This is a genomic window from Roseateles sp., from assembly GCF_049240545.1.
In the GTDB taxonomy this organism is placed as follows: domain Bacteria; phylum Pseudomonadota; class Gammaproteobacteria; order Burkholderiales; family Burkholderiaceae_C; genus Paucibacter_A.
This window is the reverse complement of record NZ_JBMLSK010000074.1, coordinates 20,106-44,495: the sequence shown is the minus strand read 5'-3', so window position 1 is coordinate 44,495 and position 24,390 is coordinate 20,106. Positions and strand designations below refer to the sequence as shown.

At 63.2% G+C, this 24,390-nt stretch carries 23 protein-coding genes; 11 read left to right on the top strand and 12 right to left on the bottom strand.

Going from position 1 to position 24,390, the window contains the following annotated elements:
- The first annotated feature begins 42 nt into the window (after nt 1-42).
- Nucleotides 43-1,125: a questin oxidase family protein gene (locus tag ACOVRJ_RS04240; RefSeq protein WP_422042651.1), complete on the top strand. Its 1,083-nt coding sequence runs from the start codon at nt 43-45 to the stop codon at nt 1,123-1,125.
- Between the two features lie 94 nt (nt 1,126-1,219).
- Here the strand turns inward: ACOVRJ_RS04240 and ACOVRJ_RS04235 are convergent, their stop codons facing one another.
- From ACOVRJ_RS04235 to ACOVRJ_RS04225, 3 genes are all read right to left on the bottom strand, one after another.
- Nucleotides 1,220-1,750, bottom strand: a complete 531-nt coding sequence (locus ACOVRJ_RS04235) for a porin family protein (protein ID WP_422042650.1) — start codon at nt 1,748-1,750, stop codon at nt 1,220-1,222.
- 106 nt (nt 1,751-1,856) lie between these two features.
- A complete protein-coding gene (locus ACOVRJ_RS04230; protein WP_422042649.1) occupies nt 1,857-3,464 on the bottom strand; it encodes a flavin monoamine oxidase family protein in 1,608 nt (535 codons plus the stop codon).
- Complete coding sequence (locus tag ACOVRJ_RS04225; protein ID WP_422042648.1) at nt 3,465-5,048, bottom strand: polyamine aminopropyltransferase; 1,584 nt, start codon at nt 5,046-5,048, stop codon at nt 3,465-3,467.
- On the opposite strand from ACOVRJ_RS04225, the gene ACOVRJ_RS04220 reads away from it, so the two are divergent.
- Nucleotides 5,037-5,543: a YkgJ family cysteine cluster protein gene (locus ACOVRJ_RS04220; RefSeq protein ID WP_422042647.1), complete on the top strand. Its 507-nt coding sequence runs from the start codon at nt 5,037-5,039 to the stop codon at nt 5,541-5,543. The genes ACOVRJ_RS04225 and ACOVRJ_RS04220 overlap by 12 nt on opposite strands.
- An 11-nt stretch (nt 5,544-5,554) precedes the next feature.
- Here the strand turns inward: ACOVRJ_RS04220 and ACOVRJ_RS04215 are convergent, their stop codons facing one another.
- From ACOVRJ_RS04215 to ACOVRJ_RS04205, 3 genes are read right to left on the bottom strand one after another with little or no spacing between them, the layout of a single operon-like run.
- Nucleotides 5,555-5,779 (bottom strand): DUF350 domain-containing protein, encoded by a 225-nt coding sequence (locus tag ACOVRJ_RS04215; RefSeq protein ID WP_422042646.1) that lies wholly within the window; start codon nt 5,777-5,779, stop codon nt 5,555-5,557.
- Between the two features lie 46 nt (nt 5,780-5,825).
- A complete protein-coding gene (locus tag ACOVRJ_RS04210) occupies nt 5,826-7,448 on the bottom strand; it encodes a DUF4178 domain-containing protein (RefSeq protein ID WP_422042645.1) in 1,623 nt (540 codons plus the stop codon).
- A 15-nt stretch (nt 7,449-7,463) separates the two neighbouring features.
- Nucleotides 7,464-8,525: an SPFH domain-containing protein gene (locus ACOVRJ_RS04205; protein WP_422042644.1), complete on the bottom strand. Its 1,062-nt coding sequence runs from the start codon at nt 8,523-8,525 to the stop codon at nt 7,464-7,466.
- A gap of 156 nt (nt 8,526-8,681) precedes the next feature.
- On the opposite strand from ACOVRJ_RS04205, the gene ACOVRJ_RS04200 reads away from it, so the two are divergent.
- Together ACOVRJ_RS04200 and crcB are read left to right on the top strand one after the other, a co-directional pair.
- Nucleotides 8,682-9,191, top strand: a complete 510-nt coding sequence (locus ACOVRJ_RS04200) for a molybdenum cofactor biosynthesis protein MoaE (RefSeq protein ID WP_422042643.1) — start codon at nt 8,682-8,684, stop codon at nt 9,189-9,191.
- Nucleotides 9,188-9,580 (top strand): fluoride efflux transporter CrcB, encoded by a 393-nt coding sequence (gene crcB / locus ACOVRJ_RS04195; RefSeq protein ID WP_422042642.1) that lies wholly within the window; start codon nt 9,188-9,190, stop codon nt 9,578-9,580. The genes ACOVRJ_RS04200 and crcB overlap by 4 nt, the downstream gene beginning before the upstream one ends.
- A 5-nt stretch (nt 9,581-9,585) precedes the next feature.
- On the opposite strand, the gene ACOVRJ_RS04190 is transcribed toward crcB, so the two are convergent.
- Nucleotides 9,586-10,260 carry a hypothetical protein gene (locus ACOVRJ_RS04190; RefSeq protein WP_422042641.1) on the bottom strand — a complete coding sequence of 225 codons (675 nt, stop codon included), beginning with the start codon at nt 10,258-10,260 and terminating at the stop codon, nt 9,586-9,588.
- An 84-nt stretch (nt 10,261-10,344) separates the two neighbouring features.
- On the bottom strand, nt 10,345-12,933 hold the full coding sequence (locus ACOVRJ_RS04185) for a collagenase (protein WP_422042640.1): 2,589 nt from the start codon (nt 12,931-12,933) through the stop codon (nt 10,345-10,347).
- A 326-nt stretch (nt 12,934-13,259) separates the two neighbouring features.
- Here ACOVRJ_RS04185 and clpB point away from each other — a divergent pair, with 326 nt between their 5' ends.
- A complete protein-coding gene (gene clpB / locus ACOVRJ_RS04180; protein ID WP_422042639.1) occupies nt 13,260-15,866 on the top strand; it encodes an ATP-dependent chaperone ClpB in 2,607 nt (868 codons plus the stop codon).
- Nucleotides 15,867-15,912: 46 nt separating this feature from the next.
- On the opposite strand, the gene ACOVRJ_RS04175 is transcribed toward clpB, so the two are convergent.
- Nucleotides 15,913-16,947, bottom strand: a complete 1,035-nt coding sequence (locus ACOVRJ_RS04175) for a DUF2804 domain-containing protein (protein WP_422042638.1) — start codon at nt 16,945-16,947, stop codon at nt 15,913-15,915.
- A 215-nt stretch (nt 16,948-17,162) separates the two neighbouring features.
- Here ACOVRJ_RS04175 and nadB point away from each other — a divergent pair, with 215 nt between their 5' ends.
- Complete coding sequence (gene nadB / locus ACOVRJ_RS04170; RefSeq protein ID WP_422042637.1) at nt 17,163-18,812, top strand: L-aspartate oxidase; 1,650 nt, start codon at nt 17,163-17,165, stop codon at nt 18,810-18,812.
- Nucleotides 18,813-18,908: 96 nt separating this feature from the next.
- Here the strand turns inward: nadB and ACOVRJ_RS04165 are convergent, their stop codons facing one another.
- The 3 genes from ACOVRJ_RS04165 to ACOVRJ_RS04155 all read right to left on the bottom strand — a co-directional run bounded on the left by ACOVRJ_RS04165 (nt 18,909) and on the right by ACOVRJ_RS04155 (nt 21,301).
- Nucleotides 18,909-19,157, bottom strand: coding sequence for a late competence development ComFB family protein (locus tag ACOVRJ_RS04165; RefSeq protein ID WP_422042636.1), 249 nt, complete (start codon nt 19,155-19,157; stop codon nt 18,909-18,911).
- A gap of 98 nt (nt 19,158-19,255) precedes the next feature.
- Entirely contained in the window at nt 19,256-20,353 is a 1,098-nt protein-coding gene (nadA, locus tag ACOVRJ_RS04160) for a quinolinate synthase NadA (RefSeq protein ID WP_422042635.1), read from the bottom strand.
- Nucleotides 20,354-20,416: 63 nt separating this feature from the next.
- Nucleotides 20,417-21,301: an AraC family transcriptional regulator gene (locus ACOVRJ_RS04155; protein WP_422042634.1), complete on the bottom strand. Its 885-nt coding sequence runs from the start codon at nt 21,299-21,301 to the stop codon at nt 20,417-20,419.
- 69 nt (nt 21,302-21,370) lie between these two features.
- On the opposite strand from ACOVRJ_RS04155, the gene ACOVRJ_RS04150 reads away from it, so the two are divergent.
- The 5 genes from ACOVRJ_RS04150 to ACOVRJ_RS04130 all read left to right on the top strand — a co-directional run bounded on the left by ACOVRJ_RS04150 (nt 21,371) and on the right by ACOVRJ_RS04130 (nt 24,385).
- Nucleotides 21,371-22,636: an MFS transporter gene (locus tag ACOVRJ_RS04150; RefSeq protein WP_422042633.1), complete on the top strand. Its 1,266-nt coding sequence runs from the start codon at nt 21,371-21,373 to the stop codon at nt 22,634-22,636.
- Nucleotides 22,637-22,691: 55 nt separating this feature from the next.
- Nucleotides 22,692-22,934, top strand: coding sequence for an RNA-binding S4 domain-containing protein (locus ACOVRJ_RS04145; RefSeq protein ID WP_422042632.1), 243 nt, complete (start codon nt 22,692-22,694; stop codon nt 22,932-22,934).
- Between the two features lie 7 nt (nt 22,935-22,941).
- Complete coding sequence (gene rraA / locus ACOVRJ_RS04140; protein ID WP_422042631.1) at nt 22,942-23,448, top strand: ribonuclease E activity regulator RraA; 507 nt, start codon at nt 22,942-22,944, stop codon at nt 23,446-23,448.
- A gap of 214 nt (nt 23,449-23,662) precedes the next feature.
- Complete coding sequence (locus tag ACOVRJ_RS04135; RefSeq protein WP_422042630.1) at nt 23,663-24,124, top strand: substrate-binding periplasmic protein; 462 nt, start codon at nt 23,663-23,665, stop codon at nt 24,122-24,124.
- 42 nt (nt 24,125-24,166) lie between these two features.
- Complete coding sequence (locus tag ACOVRJ_RS04130) at nt 24,167-24,385, top strand: hypothetical protein (protein WP_422042629.1); 219 nt, start codon at nt 24,167-24,169, stop codon at nt 24,383-24,385.
- Nucleotides 24,386-24,390: the final 5 nt, after the last annotated feature.

Sequence of the window (24,390 nt, the reverse complement as noted above, 5' to 3'; positions counted from 1 at the left end):
CTTTCAGTATAGAGGCCTTGCGTCACTCAAACCCACTTCATCATGAGCGTTTCAATTCCTGCTTCCCTTGCCGTTCAGGCTCCAGCCACGCTTTCAAGCAGCGATTTACAAGCTTGGCTGCAGCGCAGTTTGGCCTATCCCCCGGAATACGACGATCAGCTGAGCAGCCATCTGCCCATGGCCTTGCAGGCTTTGCATAGCATGGGCGCGGATGAAACGCAGATGCACGTTTTCTTTGAGATATACATCCAGCGCTTCAAAGGGCGTTTGGCGCCGGCCCAAGGGCGGGCGCTAGAGGATTGGCGTCTGGCACTCGGTCAACCCGAATGTTTCGCAGACCTGCGGGCCAGCTTCGAGCGGCAGCTGGCGATGCAGGGCGCTGATGAGGTGCTGCATCAGGAACTTCCGACCTTGTTGTCTGGCCTCACGGCGGTGGCTTTTCACGGGGCCATTCGAGTGGCCCATGCGGTGGAGGGTGGCGACTTGTCAAGCGCCGCGCAGCGGGCCGAGTTAGCTTCGGCTCTGGCCTATTGGGCCAGTCGTTGGCAGCGCTTGCCTGACGCTGCGGCGCCGGCTCAGCCTGAGCCTTTGCTGAGTCTTTCAGACTGGTCCCAACAATTGCAAGAGGGCAGCCGGGGCTGGCGCAGCGAAGCGCCGCTGATCTTTTTGCGCATGATGGAGGCGAGTGCCCAGCCCCTCTATCGGGACTTGGCCCCGCGCTTGCCGCTTCGGGTCGATTTGCATGCATTGGTGGCCGATCTGGCGAGTCTGGCCTTGGGCTACTACCTGATGAGTGCCAACTTCACCGTGCTGCACATGATCACCGGCTTGCGTGCCTTGCGGGTCTTGATGCCTTGGCTGCCTGCAGCGCTGCAGCAAGATCCCGGTGCGCAGCGCCTGCTGGCCCAGGCCTTTGTGGCAGCCTATCTGGCCGGTCGGGTACAGATTCGGCCATCGATCAAAACATCTTTACCAGACGAAGAACTGAACTGGCCCGACTTGATGAGCGCTGCTCGCGCCTCAAGCGACGATCACGCCATCAAGCTGGTTCATGCCTGCCGTGAGGAGATGCGTGTCTATGGTGATGTGCGCTACTTGCGTGCGGCAGCTTTGGTTTTGGCTTGAGACCTGTTAGATATGGCGAACCAAGAGACGTCAAAGCCATGAAAAAAGGGCCCCAACGAGAAGGGGCCCTTCGACTTCATCAAGCTCGAAAGGATCAGAAAGCGTAGTTCATGCCCAGATTGAACTGGCCGATCTTCACTTTCATATCATCAGTGCCCGAACTTATTGCGTTCTCGCCAAGGTAGTTGTACTCAGCGCGCGCGCTCAGGTTCTTGGTGAAGTGGTAGGCGGCGCCGGCGCCGACCAGCAACTCATTGTTGCTCACCGAGACGTTGGTCTTGGCGTAGCTGACGTCCAGCGAATTGCGACCATAACCCAAGCGGCCATAGACGGAGAAGCCGTTGGCAATCGGCAAGATGCCCAGAATCGAGGCCTGAACGGCATTGGCCGTCACGGTCGAGCCCTCGATCTTCCACTCGCCAAGGCGGCGAACTTGCAGTTCAAAAGCGACGTTTTCGTTGAGCGTGTAGCCCAAAGTGGCGCCGAAGCTGGTTTTGCTTTCCGACTCGCCGTTGGATTCGAATCTTGTGGACCCGATGCCTCCACCGACATAGATCCCTTGTTCAGCGGCCGATGCAGCGGCGGCCATCATGGCCAATCCGACCACAGTCAAGTTTTTTCTCATAGTTTGTACTGCAATTAAATGAACCCCTCCCTTTGAGGGCGCGCGCATACTACCAAAGGGTTTTTACGGAGATTGCTGCGTCGCTGCAAAAAAAAGACAGCCCGATTCAGCGCCGAGCGGACCCATGAAGCTTGGCTCTGAGCCGCCTCGCAACCCGGTGGCCAGCGCTGTAGGCCTCTTCAAAAACCGAGTAGCCCGCCAGGTCGCTGTGGGCGAAGTGAATCCTTCCCTGTGCTTCACACAAGCTGGCCAAGGCCGAGGAGCTCCGTTGGCCCGGCACCGGAATGCTCATTGCATGGCCCCAGCGCATCAAGTCCGCTTGTTCGAGTTGCTGCGGCAACTCAGGGTGGGCGTCGCTCCATTGCTGCAGCAACTGCCAGAACCAGAAGGACCAGGGTTGTTGATAGAGCTCCGTTCGGCGGGCTTGGGGCAGGGCCCAATAGGCGGTCAAGACGGTGGGGCCGGGCTGCGGCCGCAGGCTTTGGTGCATGGCATCCACATAGCCCAGACTCTCTCGGCCGAAGATCACATTGTCCCAGGCCGGAGGCGCGCCCACGCGCTGCAGCAGCGGGCCCTTGAGCTGCAGATTCGCCACCAACCAAGGCGCATAACGCATTTGATCGGCGGCAACGCGCAAGGCCATGGGTGCGGCATCGCCCAGCAGGCGCTTGGCGATGAAGAGCGGCGTGGCCATCACCAACTCTTGGGCGACCCATTGCTCCGGGCTCTGTGTGCTTTCGTTCCACACCAGGGCCTGCATTTCATGCTGAGCGGACTCGACACGCAGCACCGTGCGTGAGCAATGGATGCGTTCGCCCAGCGCTTGCGCCATGCGGCGCGTCAGCCAGGCATTGCCTTCGGGCCAGGTCAGCACGGCTTCGCGCCCGGCGCTTTCATCGCTGTCGGGTGGGTGAAAGCCATGTCGGCTGGCGAAGTAATGAATGCCGGCCCAGGCCGAAACGGTGGCCGCGTCGGCACCAAAGTCGTCGCGACAGCAATAGTCGAGATACCAACGCAGGCCGGCATCGACCAGGCCCTGGCCGTCCAGCCAATTGGCAAAGGTCTGCGCGTCCAGTTCGGCGTGGCCGGCCTGCCAGCGCTGGCTGCGGCTGGGGATGGCAAAGCCCAAGTGCTGCTTGGCCTCGGCGACGGCGCGAGCAAAGCGCTGGTATTGCGTCTTCGCCTCGGCCTTTTCAGCAGGAGGCAGCAAGCCCTCCAGCCACTGGCCTCGAAACAGCAGGCGCTCCTGCGGGCTGTGGCAGAGATTGCGCTCATCGAAGACGGTGCGGCCCAGGTGCTGGCGCGACAGGCCTAATTCTTCAAGCAACTGGCTGATTGCGGGTGCCTCCGGTCCGGGCAAGGGCAGGTAATGAGCGCCCAGAGGGCAGGCCATGCCGCCCATCTGGTGGCCTCGGCTGTTGCCGCCGGCCTCGTCTTCCAACTCCAGAATTGCGACATCATCGATTCCGGCTTGCACCAAGCCGCGCGCGCAAGCCAAGCCCGCCACACCGCCACCGATGATCAGCGTTCGGGTGCGACGAATCGGGCCGCCTTGCAGCGAGCTCAGCTCCGGCTGTGATTGCCGCAAGCGATGGCCGCGCTCCACCTTGGCCCCGACCCAACCGCCCCTGAGCTCAAAGGCGCTTGAGCGCGGCGCGCAGGCGGCGAGCAGGGCGCTGCCGGCGCCGGCTTGCAAAACATCGCGCCGCCTCATTCAGTGCACCTTGCCCCATTCGGTCTCGAACTCATGCACCAGTTGTTGGTTGGAGAGTCGGTTCACGCCGGTGGGCAGGCGCGCCATATCGGGGGGGAAGTTCATCAGCGCCGGCAGGCCGCCCAAGTCCAAGAACTTCAGGCCCGCCGGAAGGGCCGTAGGCAGGCCCCAAGGCCTGCGGCCCGCCAAGACAAAGCCCCATTCGCCAAAGCTGGGCACATGGGCGTGATAAGGCGTGGTGCTCAGCCCCGCAGCTTCCAGCGTGCTCACCACCGTCCAGAAACTGCGTCGCGCGATCAAGGGCGAAGTGGTTTGTACAACAGCGAAGCCACCGGCCGCGAGGTGTTGGTCCACCATTTGATAGAAGCTGGTGGTGTAGAGCTTGCCCAGGGCGAAGTTGCTGGGGTCGGGGAAGTCAATCACGATCACGTCAAAGAAAGTGTCGGTCTGTTGCTCCAGCCAGCCGAAAGCGTCGGCGTTGACGATCTTGAGCTTGGGGCTGAGCAGGGCGTCGGCATTGAGCTGGCGCAGCAGCGGCATGCTGCTGAATAGCCGCGTCATGTGTGGGTCCAGCTCCACCAGGGTGACGGATTCGACGCTGGGGTACTTGAGCACCTCGCGCACCGCCATGCCATCGCCGCCACCCAGCACCAAGACCTTCTTGGGCGCGCCATGGCCGGCCATGGCCGGGTGTACCAAGGCCTCGTGATATCGATATTCATCCTTGGAGTGAAACTGCAGATTGCCGTTCAGAAACAGGCGCACGCCGGCATTGCCTTGGGTGAGCACCACCCGTTGGTAGTCTGAACTCTCGCGCAGCAAGATGTGTTCGCCGTAAAAGCGTTCTTCCGCCCAGCTGGTCAAGGAGTCGGCCCCCAACAGGCCCAGCAGCAAGACGCCAATCGTGGCAGCGCAGGCCCAGGCATGGCTGTGCCAGGCACGCAACTGAGACCGGAACAAGAACAGGGCCCAGACGGCCACCAAGGCGTTGAGCAGGCCGAAGAACAGGCCGGTTCGAATCAGCCCCAGGTGAGGCACCAAGAGCAGCGGGAACGCCAGGGCCACCACCAAGGCACCGAGATAGTCAAAGGTCAGGACCTGCGAGACCAGATCGCCGAGCGCATAGCGTTGGCTGAACTGCTTTTTGAGAATCCGCATGACCAGCGGTATCTCCAGCCCCACCAAGGCGCCCACCAGCAGCACCAGACCGTACAGCAGCACTCGAAACGCCGCCAGCTCGCCGGGCGGCAAAAGACTGTGGGCCAAGAAGAGCGCGGCCGGCATCAGCCCGCCGATCAAGCCCACCAGCAATTCAATCTTCAGGAACTGCGCCACCAGTTGGCGCTTCACGTAGCGGCTCAGCCAGGAGCCCACGCCCATCGCAAACAGATAGGTGCCGATGATGGTGGAGAACTGCAGGACCGAGTCGCCCAGCAGATAGCTGGCCAGAGCGCCAGCGGTCAGCTCGTAAACCAAGCCGCACGCGGCCACCACAAAAACGCTGACGAGCAGCAAGAGCTCGTGCAAGGAAATCTTTGGGCTTGCTGCGGAGACGGCTTCAACGTCGCTGGAATGGGTGCTCATGGAGGTGGGAGTATCGGGGGCGCTGAAGGGGACAATCGGCTTTCTTTGCCATTGGCCCGACATGAGCCGGGCTCAAGCAAGCAGCTCCGATTGAGGAGCCAGGGCCAGAGCTGGCCTTACAAGCTTTGTGAGAATATGGCTTGCCGTACTTTCAAACCCGTGCATTGGATGAGTCAGGAATCCGTTTCGATATCGAACCCTTGTCAGCAATGTGGCGCTTGTTGCGCTTGCTTCAGGGTCTCGTTTTACTGGGCCGAGGCGCCGGATCTGCCTGACAGCTTGACCGAGCACCTGGGTTCGCATTTCGCTTGCATGGCGGGTACGAATCAAACGCAGCCCCGTTGTCAGGCCTTGCAAGGTGAGGTCGGCCAGGCCGTCAGCTGCGCGGTCTATGTGCAGCGGCCCAATGCATGTCGCGAGGTGCAGGTCGGCGATGAAAAGTGCCAACGCGCGCGACACGCCCATGGGCTGCCGCCATTGCCTGAGCGCACTTGAGCCTTCAAGAGTCAGCCGTGGATGGCGGCTGCGACGATCTGCCCGATGGAAATGCACATCGCCCCCACCACGATGGCCAGCGCCATGTTTTTCTCTTCGACGATTTGCTCCCAGAGTTTGTAGGGCGTCAGCTTGTCGATGATGACGAAGCTGATCCAGAACACCAAGACCCCAATGACCGCGTAGAGGATGGAACCCAGCACCACGGCGGGCCTTAACCACTCAAATCCATGCATCGCACTCTCCTTTGTGTTGATGTCTTCGCCCGACGAAAACCAGGTCCTATTTGTGACCACCGCCACCGCTGCCTGATCCCCCGTAGGAGCCGCCAAAGCCACCGCCGGAGTGGATGCGTGGCCCGCCACTGCGCTTGCATTGTGCGTACTCGGCGCTGCTCTCACCGTAGTTGTCCTTGTAGGCCTGGCAATCATCTTCGCCACAGGACTTGATCAAAAGCAGCAACAAGAAAAGGACGAACAGGCTCAAGATCAGATTACGCAGGATCGTCGGGCTGTTGCCGTTCAGACTCAAGGCGCTGGCGTCCCTCGTCAAAGCGGTCATTTGATCGGCGGGCAGCCGGAAGGCTTTGGCCACCTCACTGGCGTCGAGCTTGCGTCCCAGGCTCCAGGTGATCTCCTGCTCGGTCTGCTCCCGGCTCAGCACGGCGCCGGGATTGCCCAATGCGCCTTCGTAATCGGTCACCTGAGCGTGTTGCTCACGTTGCACTTGCCAGTAAAACTCGCCCAGCACATGGGTCACCTTGGCCTCGTAGCTCCAGCGCCGCTTGAAGTTCTTGCCTTGCCACTGCACGCTGCTGCCCGAGCCTTGGGGCGTGCCGGTCAGCGTGCGCACCAGACTCCAGCCCTCGTCGGTGTCGACCAGAAAGGCGAAGCCCTCGACCTGGTTGAACAGAAGGTACTCGCGCCAGAAGCTTTGTTCGTCGTCGCTGCCTGGAGCGGGAAGATCACAACGCTCTTGATAGCCCACCACCTGCCAGCTCAACGGCGCTTGGCCGGGCGCGATGGCCAAGCATCCGCTGCGGCCCAGCGGAATCTGCGGCTCATGGCCTGCGGCAGCCCCTGTTGCTTGCTCGAAATTCGCCAAATCTTCGCCATCTTGTTTGGCCAGATCCACGACGGCGCGGCATTGCCCGCAGACGATGCTGAGCGAGTTGCCCAGGCGCGGCGCCAAGGCGGCGCCGCAGTTTGGACAAGCCAAGCTGCGCGATGCCAGAGCCTGGTCTTGGGTCTCGCGCAAACCGCGCATCGCCAAGTCCGCGAAGCGGACAGGGCGCCCCAAAGACCAGGACGGCGAGTCGCCATCGCTGTAGTCCAAGGTGCCAACCTCGTCCTGCGAGTTTCTGAGTTCGGCAATCAAGAACTCGGTTTGCAGCTGCGGCGCATGTGGCAGCTCGCCTTGGGCCGCCAGCACCCGGCAGGGGTTCAGCCCGCTGATTTGCCAGCGCTGGCCGTTCAAGAGCAAGGCGTCGCCCAGCACCAAGGCATGGGCGGGCGGCGCGGCTTGAGGCAAGGGGGCCTCAAAGCTGATGACAAACTGTCCGTTGTCCTCGGCCAGCCAGGCGCTGCGACCCGAATCAAACAGCGCGTGCCATTCGTTCCAGGTGCTGCTGCCGTCTGAAGCTGAAGCGCCCAGCTGCAAGCGACCGACCACGGTGAAGGGTTCGCCCGCAAACTTGCCGCTGGCGCCCAATTGAAGGGGCGAGTAATCGTCCAGCAGTTCCGCACTCACCCCAATCTTGCGCAGCGCCGAACCCTCGCGCAGCAAGGTGCTGCGGCAGAAAGAGCAGACCGCGCTGGCGGAGGCGGCCGAGGCGAACTCGACCGGCGCGCCGCAGTTGGGGCAGGCGGCGCTCCAGCGGCGCTGTGTGGAGGCTTGCTCGGTCAAAGGGGAAAAGGCCGCTTAGCCCAGCTTCTTCAGCAGTTCGGCTTTTTTGCTGGCGAACTCGTCGTCGGTGAGGATGCCCTTGGTCCGCAGGTCGCCGAGCTTTTCCAGCAGGGCCATGATGTCCTCGGCGCTTGGCGCGGCAGTCGCGGAGGTGGGCAGGGTTGGCGCCACAAGCGGAGTCGATGCGGCCGAACCCGCCATGGCACCCTGCAGCTGTTGCGCCAGCACCTGACCCATGGCCAAGCCAGCGCCCAAGCCCATGGCGTCGCCGGCGACGCCGCCACCGCCCCCTTGGCCCACGCCTTCCGCCAGCTTTGGGATGGCCTGCGCGGTCTGGTACTGCATGAACTGGCCCATGTTCTGGCCGATCATGCCCATGCCGATCTTCTGGTCGAGCACTTTTTGCAGCTCATCCGGCAGCGACACGTTTTGCAGCGTCACCGCTTCGAGCTTGAGGCCGATCTTGCTGAACTCAGCCGCGGTGGCGGCTTGCAACTGCTGAGCAAACTCAATTTGGTTGGCCGCCAGATCCAGGAAGGGGACACCGCTTTGCGCCACCGCATCGCTGATGTGTTGCAGCATCAGTCCGCGCAACTGGCCGTCCAAGTCTTCGACGCTGTAGCGCTCGCGGGTGCCAGAAATCTCGGTGTGGAAGAGCTTGGGCTCGGCAATGCGGTAAGCAAAATTGCCGAAAGCGCGCAGCCGGATCGCGCCAAAGTCCTTGTCGCGGATGGTGACCGGCTGCTGGGTGCCCCAGCGCTGGTCGACTTGTTGCCGGGTGCTGAAGAAGTAGACATCGCTCTTGAAGGGTGACTCGAAGAGCTTGTCCCAGTTCTTCAGATAGGTCAGCACCGGTAGGGTTTGTGTCGTCAGCTTGTAGGTGCCGGGGCCGAAGACATCGGCCACCGTGCCCTCGTTGACGAAAACCGCCATCTGCGATTCGCGCACCGTCAGCGAGGCGCCGTTTTGGATTTCCATCTCCGCCATGGGGAAGCGCCAGGCCAGGGTGCCTTGGCCGTCTTCGGTCCACTGGATGATGTCTATGAACTGTTTCTTGATGAAATCCATCAGACCCATGGCTGCGTCTCCTCGCAATTTGTTGGACCGCATGTTACGTAACTTTACTCAGCGCGACCGTAGGGGCGAGTATCGACGCCGAGTTCCAGTGAATGGGATGAGCCGACTGGGTCATATTCACGCCCGGTGCCACAATCCAGCGCCATGAAGAACGCCATGCCCAGAGTCAGCATCCAGACCCAGGACTTCAACCTCGCCAACGAGTCCGCTGCCTTGCGCGCCGGCGACGGCGGCGTGGGCGCGGTGGTGGCATTTGTGGGCACGGTCCGCGACGCCAGCCACGGCCAAAGCATCAGTGCCATGGAGTTGGAGCATTACCCCGGCATGACCGAGGCCGCCATTGAGGCCATGGTGGACGCTGCGTTTGCTCGCTTTGACATCCGCGCCGCGCGCATCATCCACCGCGTCGGGCTTTTGCAGGCTTGCGAACAGATTGTCTTGGTCTTGGTGGCCTCGGCGCACCGGGGTCAGGCCTTTCAGGCCTGCGAGTTCCTGATGGATTACTTGAAAACCCAGGCCCCGTTCTGGAAAAAGGAAACCACGCCCGACGGTGCGCACTGGGTGGATGCCCGTGAGACCGATGATGCTGCGCTGGCCCGTTGGGGCGTGGCCTCCAGCAATGCGGCGCATGGGCTTGCTGCCGCCTCGGCTGATGCGGCCTCATGAGTGCCGCCAACACGATTTGGTTCCAAGCCTCGGCCGTGGCGGGGGGCGCGGCCTTGGGTGCGCTGGCCCGTTGGGGCGCAGGGCTGTGGCTGAACGGCAGCTATGGCGGTTTTCCGCTGGGCACGCTGACGGTCAATGTGATTGGCGGCTTGTTGATTGGCATGTCGCTCGAGTGGTTCGGCCGCTTTCCCGATGAACTGCTGCGGCTCTTGCTGGTCACCGGCTTTTTGGGCGGTCTGACGACTTTTTCGGCCTTCTCCGCCGAGTCATTGACGCTGATGCAGCGCAGCCAGTACGCCTTGGCCCTGGGGCATGCGGCCCTGCATGTGCTGGGCGCTTTGGCATCAGCCGCAGCCGGGCTGCGGCTGATGCAGTTCTGGCTCGACTGAGCGGGTCAGCGTTGCGTCTGCTGGGCTGAGCTGCGCATCTTCAGCCATGGCAGCAGGAGCAAGCCGCCCAGCAAGAGGGCACCACTGCTGGGCTCGGGGACCGCGGCCGCCATGCCCAGTTGAAAGTTCTCGACGGTGGGGAACACCGACATGCTGCTGCTGGCCACCGCGATATCGAGGCTGAGCAGCGCACTGCTGCTGACAAAGCCCAAGAAGCCGATGCTTGACGCACCGCTCAGATCCAACTCTCGCGTTGTGCTGCCCTGGGCATCGGTGAGTGTGAGGGTCAAGCGCGCGTCGGACCAGGCTTCGCCGGTGTAGGTGGTGGCCAAGAAGCTGCCGCCAATGGCGCGCAACGAACCTGCGAAGTTGTCGAACAGCAGATGGGCGCCGACGCGATTGCTGCCCAGTCGGACTGCGCCGTTCTCGCCGGCCGTGGGGTAGAACTGATTCTCCAAACCGTCCAAGGCGCTGACGCGGTAGGCGTGGCTGCCGGCGCTGCGCAGCAAGGGCCCATCCAGGGCTTCGTCGATGCCGAGGTCTTGAAAGCTGTCCTGGCCCAGCTGACTGCTGGCTGCCTGAAAGGCGCTCTGTGAGCTGAAGACCAGCACTTCGGCTTGAGCGGCCAGGCTGTTCAAGACCGTGGTGGCCAGGGCGGTGATCAAGGGAAGAATTTTCATGATGATGTGGCTTTCATGCGGGGTTGAGAGGGGATGAGTGCCGGCCCCGCGCAGGTTTCGGTGTGCGCGGGGCCGACCTAGCGGTTAGGGCGCAGCACTCTCGCTGAGTGCCACTTCAGCGGCAGCGGTTTCGCTCTGGCGGCTCGGGCGGGCGCCGTCCGCCAGGAAGGGCAGTTCGCTGAACATGCCTCGCAGCGTTGCGCCCGCAAAGCCACTGCGGGGCACCACGGTCACATAGCTCCAGCCGCCTGGGCTGGTGGGCAGCTGGACGCTGACCTTCTCGCCTTTGCTGCTGGCCATCACATCAAAGCTGCTGGGGCTGGCCCAGCCGGAGGCGCGGGCGTAGATGTCGGCACTGCCGCTGACTTCACTGAGCGTGAAGATTGTTTGTGGCCAGCTGCTGGCGGAGATGTAGAACTGCATCGTCCCACCGGGAACCAGGGTCTTGGCGCAGCCGTTGGCCAACCGGCTGGCGGCACCCAACTTGCATTCCCCCAGTGCGGCGGGTGTCTGCAAAGGCAAGGTACCGCTGCGCAGGCTCTGGCAGCGCGGCGAGTCAATCTGGCCGCCGCCTACGCATTCGCTCAGCCATTGTGAGAAGTCGCCGTCCAGGCTGTTGCCGATGGCGCTGAGTTGCTGGCTATAGCCTGCGTAGTCACCAGCGCGCATCAGGGGCAAGAAGCTACGGTCTTTTTCGGGCTGGCGTTCCAGCAGATAGCGAACCGCCAGATAGCCCCAGTTGTAAACGCGGGTCTGGCCGCTGCTGTAGGTGTTCTTCAGCACCGTACTCAGGGCTTCGGGGGCGGTCTGGGCGCGCGAGGTGGCGTCGGCATAGTAGGCGCGGCGGTAGCTGTAGGCCACGTACTCGGCCAGGCCTTCGATCCACCAGACGGCGGAGTTCGCGATGCCGCCAACGCCCAATTCAAGCGGGTAGTCCCAGAACGCACCGCGCAGGTTGTAGCGGCCGTCCAGGTAATGGGTGAACTCGTGATTCAGGTTCCAGATCTCAAAGTCAGCCAGCCAGTCGGCACGGTAGGCCAAGAAGCGCGCCTGATTGCCCGGCACGGCCGGGTCGCCCTCCAGATACATACCGCCGTTGTTGGTGTTGTTGCCGAACAGATAGCCGGAGAAGCGGTTGTACTGGTCGTAGTTGTCGAAAACCACCACCTCCAGGCTGCTGTTGAGATCGTCTGGCACCGGCTGCTCGGCCTGAGTGCCCATCAAGGTGTGGAAATAGCCGGCTTGGGCGCTGATGCTGGCGCAGGTGGCTTCGAGCTGGCTTGGCGTCATCGCCTGGGCGCGAATCGTGTAGTCGGTGCCGCAGGCATAGCGAATCGGCAGCTTCAGCTGCGCTATGGTCTCGTAGCCATTGCAGGTGCCGTAGGCACTGCATTGCTCGGCGTCGTACTGGTCCACCATGGCGGCCGCGCGCATCCAGACCTCAATGGTCTTGTCCTGAGTGACCGGGAAGTTAGCGATCTGAGCCAGGCCCAAGGAACGCACCCGATCCCGCAGCGCGGGGTATTGCACGAAGCGAATCATCTCCCCCATGGCATTGGCCAGGTGGTAGCTTTGATTGCCGCCCGCCAGCGAGGCATTGCGACTCAAGAAGTCGCTCAAGGTCTGGGCGTAGCTGATGTCGCTGCCCTGCGTTGCCCGGTAGTCGGCCTGGTACTCGCCGTAGTACAGCACGTTCATCGCACCCAAGATGGCGTCATTGGTCCAGTAGCCGATTTGGGTTGTGGCGGGTTGCACCTGGTTCAGCCAGCGTTTGGCCACCGGCGCGTAGGACTTGGCGAAGCCGGAAGACACCGTCTTGAAGAACTCGCTGACGAAGTAGGCGTTGTCCTCGGTTGGGTCCATGAAGCGCGGGGACGCGCTCAGCTGCATCAGGGCCGACAAGGCCGCATTCATCATGCTGCGGCTGCCGGCGGGAATGCCATTGGCGGCGTCGCCGTAGGTAGACATATAGCTCCAATACCCAGCGGTGCGCAGATAGGACAGCAGGTTCATCGCCTTGTTGCTGTCATTGCCGGGGTACTGGGCGGCGCGGGCCTTCAGCGCCTTGGAGACATTGATGATGTTGGCGTCGGAGAACACGGTGCGGTAGTCCGCCGCGCTGCCGTAGTAGAGCTGGTACATGCAGTTGCGCAGGTCCGCAGCGTCGATGAAGCTGATCAAGGCCGCGCCGCTCTTGCCCACAAAGTCCTGGCCGCTGCAGGCCGCGCCCGCTGTGGTCGACTGTCGACCCTGCAAAGCACTGTCGGTCTTGCGATGGCTGCTTTGCACTTGCAGTGCTTGGCGCGCCCAGGCGGGTCGATCGCTGAGGACCAAGTCGATGGGGGCGTCGCCCAGTCGCTGCTTGTACTGAATCTTGTCGTCGGTGCGTCGCGGTGGCAGCTGTGCCGGGTGCAGGCCAAGTTTGGCGGCATGCTCACCCTGGCGCGCATTGCCCGGGTCATTGGGCAACAAGGCCTGGCGCTGCAAGTCGGCGCGCGACAGCGAAGGCGATGCGGCATGACTCGCCTGGGGCCCGGCCAAGGCTTGGCTGCCAAGCGTCATAAGCAAGGCTGCGAGCAGCGAATTCAGCGCTCGACCGCGTTGACGCCGCGGCTCGGCGTTCGCGCTGGGATGAAAGCTGCGGCCAAGGGCCGCGACAAGGTACGAAGACATCGATCCAATCTCCTGTGCTCGGCGCAAGCGACAAGCCCCGCCATGGCTGCGCATTAGAGATTGTTTTCTGTTTGAATAACAGAAATATATTTATGAAATATGGAAACTACTGATGGGGTTTTTCAGGGGCGCCGGAACTTAGAACGATCTCAACGCTGAACCTCGGCAGTGCCAAGTAGCGAAATGTGGGTGCTACTTGAGTTGGATCAAGCTTTCGCCGTTCTTAGGGTCTTGAATGCAAAGTCAGACGGCCGCTGATCTTGAAATCGGGCCGGACGTGCTCATGTTCTGCGCAATGCCACCACTCTTTGCGGAGCTAGCCTCTTATGCGACCCGATAAATTCACCACCCGTTTCCAAGAAGCGCTGGCCGAAGCGCAGAGCATGGCCATCACCCGCGACAACCCCTATATCGAGCCCGCGCATCTGCTGCTGGCCATGTTGGCGCAAGAAGACGGCCCCAAGGCCTTGATGGAGCGAGCCGGCGTTAAAACGCCTGCGCTCAAGACCGCCTTGGACAGCATCGTGGCCGGCTTGCCCCAGGTGCAAGGCGAAGGCCAGCAGGTTGGCGCCGGACGAGACCTGGTCTCGCTGCTGCAAGCGGCCGAGAAGGAGGCCTCCAAGCGGGGCGACCACTTCATCGCCAGCGAGATGTTCTTGCTGGCGCTGTGTGACGCCAAGTCTGACCTGGCCGGCATTGCCCATGGTCACGGCCTGAGCCGCAAGGCCCTGGAGGCCGCCATCGAAGCCGTACGCGGAGGACAAAAAGTGGACAGTCAAGAATCCGAGGGCAACCGTGAAGCCCTGAAGAAATACACGCTGGATCTGACCGAGCGCGCCCGCGATGGCAAGCTGGACCCTGTGATCGGCCGCGATGACGAGATCCGCCGCGCCATCCAGGTGCTGCAGCGCCGCTCCAAGAACAACCCGGTGCTGATCGGCGAGCCCGGCGTGGGCAAGACGGCCATCGTGGAAGGCCTGGCCCAGCGCATCGTCAACGGCGAGGTGCCCGATTCGCTGAAGAACAAACGCGTGCTGGTGCTGGACATGGCCTTGCTGCTGGCCGGCGCCAAATACCGTGGAGATTTCGAGGAACGTCTGAAGTCGGTGCTTAAGGAAGTGGCGCAGGACGAAGGTCAGACCATCCTCTTCATCGACGAAATCCATACGATGGTCGGCGCCGGCAAGGCCGAGGGCGCCATTGACGCCGGCAATATGCTGAAACCCGCTTTGGCGCGCGGCGAGCTGCACTGCATCGGCGCGACCACGCTGGACGAATACCGCAAGTATGTGGAAAAGGACGCCGCCCTGGAGCGCCGCTTCCAGAAGGTGCTGGTGGACGAGCCCACGGTGGAGGCCACCATCGCCATCCTGCGCGGCCTGCAGGAGAAGTACGAGGTGCACCACGGCGTGGAGATCACCGACCCGGCCATCGTGGCCGCGGCCGAGCTGAGCCACCGCTACATCACCGACCGCTTCCTGCCCGACAAGGCCATCGACCTGATCGACGAGGCCGCGGCCAAGATCAAGATCGAGATCGACTCCAAGCCTGAGGTGATGGACAAGCTTGATCGCCGCATGATCCAGCTGAAAATCGAACGCGAGGCGGTGCGCCGTGAGAAGGACGAAGGCTCGATCAAACGCTTTGACTTGATCGAGGAAGAACTGCTCAAGCTGCAACGCGAGTACAACGATCTGGAAGAAATCTGGACCGCCGAAAAGGCGCAGGCCCAGGGCAGCGCTCAGGTCAAGGAAGAGATTGACCGGCTCAAGCAGCAGATTGAAGAGCTGACCCGCAAGGGCGACTTCAACAAGGTGGCCGAGCTGCAATACGGCCAGCTGCCGGGCTTGGAGAAGTCACTGAAAGAAGCGCAGGCCAAGGAAGCCGGCAAGGCGGGCAAGGCCGGTCAGGCCGGCTACAAGCCCAGCCTTTTGCGCACCATGGTCGGTGCCGAGGAAATCGCGGAAGTGGTGGCCCGCGCCACCGGCATTCCGGTCTCCAAGCTCATGCAGGGCGAGCGCGACAAGCTCTTGCAGATGGAAGACAAGCTGCACCAGCGTGTGGTCGGCCAAGACGAGGCCATCACCGCGGTGGCGGATGCGATCCGCCGCTCACGCGCCGGTTTGTCGGACCCGAACCGCCCCTTGGGCAGCTTCCTCTTCCTGGGCCCCACCGGCGTGGGCAAGACCGAGCTGTGCAAGGCCTTGGCCGGCTTCTTGTTTGACAGCGAAGAGCACCTGATCCGCATGGACATGAGCGAGTTCATGGAGAAGCACTCGGTGTCTCGCCTGATTGGCGCGCCTCCCGGCTATGTGGGCTATGACGAGGGCGGCTATCTGACCGAGGCGGTGCGTCGCAAGCCCTATAGCGTGCTGTTGCTCGATGAGGTCGAGAAGGCGCATCCGGATGTCTTCAATGTGCTGCTGCAGGTCTTGGATGATGGTCGCCTGACCGATGGCCAGGGCCGCACGGTGGACTTCAAGAACACCGTGATCGTCATGACCAGTAACCTGGGATCTCAGCAGATCATGGGTCTGGTGGGTGAGTCGTCGGAGGTCATCAAGGAGGCCGTCTGGGGCGAGGTCAAGGCGCACTTCCGCCCTGAGTTCTTGAACCGTATCGATGAGACGGTGGTCTTCCATGCCTTGTCGGCGCAACACATCGCCTCGATCGCCAAGATTCAGTTGCAGATTCTGGAAACCCGTCTGGAAAAGTTGGAGATGAAGCTCGAAGTCAGCGAGGCCGCCCTGGCCGAGTTGGCCAAGGTGGGTTTTGACCCAGTTTATGGCGCACGGCCGCTCAAGCGTGCCATCCAGCAGCGCATTGAGAACCCGCTCTCCAAGCTGATCCTGCAGGGCCGCTTTGGCCCGAAGGATGTGATTCCGGTCGATGTGCTGGACGGCGAGTTCAGCTTCGGGCGGGTGGTGCACTGAAGTGCCGGGCCTGCTGGAACAGTCCGGCCGGCCCTTTCTTCTTGGCTCACCAGGTGGATTGGTGATCCTCGGTGACGCCGAGCAACTGTTCGACCTTCCGTGCCGGGGCATGGGCGCTGAGCTTGACCCAACCCTTGAAGCAGCCAATCGGCTGCACATAGTGGCTGGCGGCGATCAGCAAGTTGCGGTCTTGCTGGCGTGCACCTTCGGGGGTGAATTGCAGGTCCAGTAGGCCATCGGCGGTCCAGACCCGCCAAGGGCTGAGCGGCTGCTGAGTGTCAAACTCGAAATGAGCCGCGCCCAGCGGGATCAACTGCCCGTCCAGCCAGAGCGCGTTCTCGTTCGCGCCGAAATAGCCGCTCTGCAGATTGAAACCCACGTCGGCCCGGTGTGCGCTGGCCCAGCGCCAATCGGTGTGGCGTGAGAGCAGGCCGTTGGAGGCGTCCAGGCAGGCGGTGGCGCCGTCCAGCGCATAACTCTGCCCTTTGACGTGCAGCCGCCCGCTCAAGGCCAAGGCCGAGCTTTTCTGGGTGGCGTGGGCCAGGCCTCCGCCTTGCTCGATGGGGCCGATGGCCAGCAGCAGGCGCGCGGCCTGGGCCAAGTCGATCTTGGCTTGCAGTTGCAGGCCTGGGATCTGCACATTCAGGGCCATCAGCTGCGGGGCAACATGCTTGAGATCGAGCTTGGCGCCGAATCCCTTGAAGTGCGCCTGCGCACCCAAGACCGGCGCGTCCGACACCCGGCATTGCAGGCCGGGCAGGCCGTCCTGACTCCAATCGACCAGCAACTGCCGGCTGCGTCGATCGAAGAAGTAAGCAAAAGCGGTGCAGGTCCAGCCCACATCCACGATGGCCAGACCGATGAAAAAGGCTTCATGGCTGATGCCGACATACTGCCAGCGCTTGTGGTGCAGGCGCCGCCAGAGTGCTGATCGCTGCTGTGCCGCCGCCAGCCCGCGCCAGTCGATGCGCTCAATGCAACCGGCATAGCGGCCGCTGGCGGGTGAGCCGTCCGCTTGGACGACCTGAGGCGGTGGGCTAGGCAAAGTGCCGAGCATGGGGCTGAGGGCGTTAGCGGGCATCGACGGTGAAGGGTCAGTGTTGAAGAGTTGAAACGCGATGATGCAGCAAGCAGGCAGGGCGCTGCCTTGAGGAAAACGCGAGCCGGCCGAAAACTGGCTCGCAAAGTCAGTGTCATACAAATGAGCCTTGCTCCCGGCGACTGGGGTTGCAGTCCTTAGAATCGCCCCTTCACCTCAAGACAAGGCTGTGCCCCAGGGGCGCAGACAAGCACCGAATGAATGCTGCCGTTTCCGCCGCTGCTGCTGATGCTCACGCTGGCCACGCTGCGCCTCCTGCCGCGCCTGTTGTGATCGTCGGGGCCGGCTTGGCCGGCTTGACGGTGGCCCTGCATCTGGCCGACAGCGTGCCGGTGGTGGTGCTGGCCAAACGGGAGTTGAGCGAGGGCGCGACGGCCTGGGCTCAGGGCGGCATTGTGGGCGTGCTGGGCAGCGATGACAGCATCGACTCGCATGTGCGCGACACCCGCGATGCCGGCGCCGGCCTGGTCGATGAGGTGACGGCCCGCTTCATTGCCGAACGCAGCGCGGCGGCCGTGGAGTGGTTGGTCAAGCAAGGCGTGCCCTTCACGCCGGATGACGACGGCCCGCTGGGCCTGCACCTGACCCGCGAGGGTGGCCACGCGGTGCGCCGCATTGCCCATGCGGCCGATGCCACCGGCAAGGCCATTCATGACCAATTGCTGGCGGCGGCCCGGGCCCATCCCAACATCACGCTGCGCCAGCGTTGGATGGCCCTGGACCTGATCACCTCACGCCATGTGCAGCGCGAGGAAGAGCCTCGCTGCTACGGCATCTATGCGCTCGACATTGACAGCCAACGCGTCGAGGCCTTAGCCGCGCGTGCGGTGGTCATGGCGACCGGTGGCGCCGGCAAGGTCTACCGCTACACCACCAACCCCGACACCTCCACCGGCGACGGCATCGCGATGGCCTGGCGAGCCGGCTGCCGGGTGGCGAATATGGAGTTCATCCAGTTCCACCCGACCTGCCTCTACCACCCGCAGGAACGCAGCTTCTTGATCACCGAGGCTCTGCGCGGTGAGGGCGGGCATTTGAAGCTGGCCGACGGTACACGCTTCATGGCCGCGCACGATGAGCGCCTGGAGCTGGCGCCCCGCGACATCGTCGCCCGCGCGATCGACTTCGAGATGAAAAAGCATGGCCTGGACCATGTCTGGCTCGATGCCACCCATCTGGGTGAAGCCTTTTTGAAAGAGCATTTCCCGACCATCTACGCGCGCTGCCTGAGCCTGGGCATTGATATCGCCAAGCAAATGATCCCGGTCGTGCCGGCGGTGCATTTCACTTGTGGCGGCGTGGTCACCGACCTCTCGGGCCGCAGCGATCTGCCGGGCGTTTATGCGGTGGGCGAGACCGCCTACACCGGCCTGCACGGCGCCAACCGCTTGGCCAGCAACTCACTACTGGAATGCGTGGTGCTGGGGCAGACCTGTGCAGATCACATCCTGAGCCTGCCCGAGGCCGGGCCGGCGCCTTTGCCGGGCTGGGACGAAAGCCAGGTGGAAGATGCCGACGAGCAAGTGGTCATCGCGCATAACTGGGATGAGCTGCGGCTCTTGATGTGGAACTATGTGGGCATCGTCCGCACCACCAAGCGCCTGGAGCGCGCCCTGCATCGCATTGCCTTGCTGCGCGGTGAGATTGACGATTACTACGCCAATTTCCGCGTCAGCCGTGACTTGCTGGAGTTGCGCAATCTGGTCGACTGCGCCGAGTTGATCGTGCGCTCAGCCTTGCTACGGCATGAGAGCCGTGGCCTGCATTACAGCCGCGACTATCCGCTGACCCTGCCGGTCAGCTTCCCGACGGTTCTGATGGCCGAGCGGGGCTTGCGCAAGCTTTGACCGGCTGATGCTGCAGCGCCGGCCGGCGCGGGGTGTGCTTCAGGCTGGTCAGTCACAGCCTTGCGCGCGCAACGCCCGCCGGGCGTCGGCCAAGGTTTAGGCGTAGGTGACGGCCTCGTCGATGGCTGAGTCGATCTCGTGGCGCTCGTGTTCGGTCAGGTAGAACAAAAAATCCACCGCGTGGCGGATGTAGCGCGGCGGCAAGCGGTTCAGGGCGACGCAGGCCACATCGCAGAGCAGGTCGCCATCGGCTTCGATGGCGGGGTACTCCGAGGCCTTGGCCATGACGGCGCCCAGCACCTCACGCTCATGGTGGTTGTAGATCGAACTGAAGTCTTGGTTCATGGCGAGCAGCCTTTCCGTGATATCCCCAAACGATAAACGCTTTCGGGCGCTTCAGGGCAGCGGAATAGCCCGACTCTGCCGGGCTATTTGTGAGCCACTCAGGCCGCGCCGATGCCGGGCACCAAGGCCGCTTTCTTTTTGAGCGCTGCTGTGAAGTCCAGCATGCGCTGAATGCAGCCCAGGGCCTTGAGGCGCACGCCTTCTTCCACCTGCACCTCGCCCAGGCCTTGCTCCAGGCAGTCGACCAGGTTCTGCAGGCCGTTCATGGCCATCCAGGGGCAGTGCGCGCAGCTCTTGCAGGTGGCGCTGTTGCCGGCGGTGGGGGCTTCGATCAGGGTCTTGCCGGGCGCCAACTGGCGCATGCGGTGCAGGATGCCGTTGTCGGTGGCGACGATGTATTCCTGCGCCGAGCCCTCGACCACGGCCTTGATCAGCGCCGAGGTGGAGCCCACCACGTCGGCTTGCGCCACCACGCTTTGGGGTGATTCGGGGTGCACCAGAATCATCGCGTTCGGGTGTTCCTTGCGCAGCAGGTCCAGCTCCAGGCCCTTGAATTCGTTGTGGACGATGCAGTCGCCCTGCCACATCAGCATGTCGGCGCCGGTCTGCTCTTGGATGTAGCGGCCCAGATGGCGGTCCGGTGCCCAGAGGATTTTTTCGCCGCGAGCTTTCAGCTCCGAGACGATCTCCAGCGCGCAGGAGCTGGTCACCATCCAGTCGGCGCGGGCCTTCACCGCAGCGCTGGTATTGGCATAGACCACCACGGTGCGGTCCGGGTGGGCGTCGCAAAAAGCCGCGAACTGATCGGCCGGGCAACCCAGGTCCAGCGAGCAGGTGGCGTCCAGATCAGGCATCAAGACGCGCTTTTCGGGGCTCAGAATCTTGGCGCTTTCGCCCATGAAACGCACGCCCGCCACCACCAGGGTGGAGGCTTCGTGGTCACGCCCGAAGCGCGCCATTTCCAGCGAGTCGGACACGCAGCCGCCGGTCTCCAGGGCCAGGTCCTGCAGATCACCGTCGACGTAGTAATGCGCCACCAGCACCGCCTTATGGTCCTTCAGCAGCTCGGCGGCGCGCGCTTTCAGCGCTTGGCGCTGCGACGTCGTCAAAGGTGCCGGGGTCTTGGCCCAGGCTTGGGCGGTGCAGCTTTGCCCCTCGTCACTCTGGCGGGTGTAGTCGAAAAGAACTTGTTCCATGGGCGGATTTTAGAGTGGCGGGGCAAGGCCTTGCTTGGGCCCGGTTTGTGCGCAGCGCTCGCCTCAAGCTTCGGCGAAGAAACGGCTGGGCGGCATGCCCACCGTGCGAGTCACCATGGCGGTGAAGGCGCTGGCGCTGGCATAGCCCAACTCTGCCGCGATCAGGCCCATGGGCAGCTGCCGCGCGGCCAGCGTCAAGGCCTTGGCCAGCAGCACTTGCGAGCGCCACTGCGCATAGCTGCTGCCCAGCTGCTCGCGAAACAGGCGCGAGATGGTGCGCTCGCTGGCGCCAGCTTCGGCCGCCCAATCGGCCAAAGCGGCGTGGCGCTGCGGCGCCTGCAAAATCGCCTCGCACAGGCGTCGCAAGCGTTTGTCTTGCGGCAGGTCCACACCCAGGCGCAGGCGCTTGGCGCGTTGCAACTCGTCCAGGATCAGGCTGGCAATCCAGTGCTCGCGGGGCTCGGGTGCGGTGGCTACTGTCTCTGAAGGCTCGTTCAGCCGGGCCATTTGCAAGACCAATTCGCGCAGCAAGGGCGTAACCTCCAAGACGCGCGGTTCCTGCCAGTCCGGGCGAATGCTGCTGCCCGCTTGCGCGTCGGCCCCGGGCGCCTGATGCAAATAGAGCGTACGCAAATCGGCCCGCTCCACCGCGGTGACCGCATGTTCGCGCAAGGGCGGAATCCACAGCGCCCGCGAGGGTGGCAGCAAAAAAGTGGCATCCGGCGTGTTCACCCTCACCACGCCGCTGATGGAGAAGACCAGCTGGCCCCAGTCGTGATGGTGGGCGTGGATCTCCATCCAGTTCTCCATCAGCCTCGCCTTGGCCCGCACCGGGCGCTCGGCGCTGGGCGCATAGCGCTGCGGGTCCAGCGGCGGCAGGCTGGTACGGCCCCGTGTGCTTGGTCGTGCGCTGGGTCGTTGGCTTGGACTTCGCTTGGGGCTGGGCATGGCTGAAATTCGACAGTGTTTGGCGAACTATCGTAACTCTGCCGAGTCGGGCCGGCCTACATTGAGGACATGACGATAGCATCCCTTCATCCCCAGGCCTTGGCTCCAGATGCCTCGGCGGCCGAACAAGCCCGCCAACAACGCAAAAGCGATGTCCGCACCATCAGCCTGATCGGTCTGGCCCATGGCACTTCGCACTTCTTTCACCTGCTCTTGCCGCCGCTGTTCCCGGCCTTCATCCGCGACTTCGGCCTGAGCTATTCGCAGCTGGGGCTCTTGGTCACCACCTTCTTTGTCATCTCCGGCATTGGCCAGGCCATGGCCGGCTTCTTGGTCGACAAGCGCGGCGCGCGGCCGGTCTTGTTTGCCGCCTTGTCCTGCTTTGTCTTGGCCTCGGTGGCGGCTGGCCTGGCCACTGGTTTCGCGGGCTTGATGCTGGCGGCGGCGCTGGCGGGTCTGGGCAATTCGCCGTTTCATCCGGTGGACTTCACCATTCTCAACAAACGGGTGTCCTCGGCACGCTTGGGCCACGCCTTCTCGGTGCATGGCATCACCGGCAATCTGGGCTGGGCCTTGGCGCCGGTGTTTTTGATCGGGCTCTCTGGCCTCTTCGGTCACTGGCGCTATGCCTATGTGGGCACGGCCATGGTGGCCTTGTCGGTGATGGCGCTGCTGTATTGGCGCCGCGACGCGATTGATGACAGCCAGGGCGCTTGGACGCACGAGAAGCCGGGCGCTGCCGCTCTGCAAGAAGAGCACCCCTTGGCCTTCTTGCGCCTGCCCTCGGTGTGGCTGTGCTTCTCCTTCTTTTTCTTCAGCACCGCGGCCCTGACCGCGATCCAGAGCTTTGCCAGTCCGGCGCTGAACAGCCTCTACGGCCTGCCGCTGAGTCTGAGCGCTTTTGTGGTGACCGGCTATATGTTGAGCGGCGCAGCAGGCATGGTGTTGGGCGGCTTCTGGGTGGCGCGCTCCACCCATCTGGAACGCAATATCACCATCGGCCTGCTCGCAGCCGCTGCCTTGCTCACCTTGGCCGCCAGCGGCTGGGTGGCGCCATTCGCGGCTGCCGCAGTGGTGGCTTTGGCGGGTCTCGGCACCGGGCTGGCGGGGCCGTCTCGCGATATGTTGATCAAGCGCGCCGCGCCTCCGGGCGCCACCGGCCGTGTCTATGGCACCGTCTACTCCGGGCTCGACTTGGGCTTTGCGCTGGCCGCGCCGATCTTCGGCGCCCTGATGGATCGTCACCAGCCGGCCGGCGTCTTCTACGGTGCGGCACTGGCCTTGCTCTTGGCGATTGCTGCCGCCAGCTTGGTGGGACGCTTTAAAAAGAAATGAGGCGCGCTCTCTAGCCGTAGCAGCGCTGCGAGCTGACTCTGGGACAATTGAGTCCATGCAAACATTAGATTTCGAACTGCGCGGCGAGTACATCGAGCTGGACAAATTGCTCAAAGCAACCGGTCTGGTGGAAAGCGGCGGCCGCGCCCGTGTCCTCATCAGCGAGGGCAATGTGCAAGTCAATGGCCAGGACGAGCTGCGCAAGACCGCCAAGATCCGCGCTGGTCAGGTGGTGGCGCTGCATGGGGTGCGCATCACGGTTTTGGCCGACCCTTCAATCCCAGCCTTACAGGAGTAAGCCCCGCATGAGCGCGCTCGAATTCTCAACTTGTGATTTTTGCGATGCCCACAAGAGTGATGAATCGGGCCGTTTGCGTTGGCTGCCCGCTGGGCTGAAAAGTTATGGCGGCTTGAGCCGCTTTGCCGGCCCGGTGCGCACCGTTAAGTGTTTTGAAGACAACAGCCTGGTCAAGGCCGCGGTGGAGTCATCCGGCGAGGGTAGGGTGCTGGTGGTTGATGGCGCCGGTTCTTTGCGGCGCGCGCTTTTGGGTGGCCAGTTGGCCATGGCCGCCGCGCATCACGGTTGGGCCGGTTTGCTGATTCACGGCTGCGTGCGCGATTTGGCTGAGCTGGCCCAGGCGCAAGTGGGCATCTTGGCCCTGGGCCATGTGCCCATGCCGACCGACCGCAAGGGCCAAGGTCAGGCCGAGGTGGCCGTGCAGATTCAAGGCGTTCACATCCGACCTGGCGACTGGCTGTATGCCGACGCCGATGGCGTGGTGCTTTGCGATCAGCCGCTGCATGCTCGGTGACCCACGCTCCGTCGTGACTTGCAGGGCCTGAATCCCATTGAAACCATGCCCCGCGTGAAATGCTGCGGCTTCTGCGCCGCTTGCGCGGGCTGGAGCTTCCGTGAGCGTCGCCAGCCTGGGCTAAGCTGAGTTGTCATCAGAGCAGTTTTGGGCGGATATGGGGATGAGGTGGAGTCGATCGCGCCGGGCATGGGCAGCCGCTTTGTGGCTTGGCATGCTCAGCCTGCTGCCCGGCCCGAGCCTCGCGCAGACCCAGCAGTTCTACACCCATAACGTGGGCGATCAGGTGCAGGTGCGGGGCCAAACCCTGCAAGGCAAGCCGCATGGCGGCAAGCGGGCCTTTCATGTCGAGGTGGTGCGCACCCTGCTGGCCGATCTGGGCTATGCGGACGCCATCTCGGTCGTCCCTTTTGCACGAGGCATGAAGCTGGTGCAAGACGGGCCGCGTCGCGCGCTGTTCAATGTGGTGCGCACGCCGGCGCGGGAGGCGCAGTTCAAGTGGGTGGGGCCCTTGCTGATTGATAGCGACTGGTTTTTCGAGTCCAGCAGCACCGACCGCCCCTTGCGCAAGCTGGAAGAGGCCAAGTCCTTGCCGGTCTGTGTGGCTAACGGCACGGCCTACGAAGAGCTCTTGAGCCGTCAAGGCTTCACCCGCTTTGAGCGCGGCGTGTCATAGGAAGCCTGTTTGCGCATGCTCAAGGCCAAGCGGGCGGCTCTGATGGCCTCTTCAGATGAGAACTTCCGGGGCCTGCTGCAGGCCACGGGGCTGGATGCCTCGGACTTTCGGCGCACCCCGGTGGAGGCTGGTTTAAGCCCAGGCTATATCGCGTTTTCTCTAGACACGCCTGAGGCCGAGGTGCAGCGCTGGCAGCGCGCCTTGGAGCGCTTGCGTGCCAGCCCGCAGTGGCAGCAGCTGTATCAGCGCTTTCACGAGTGAATCCA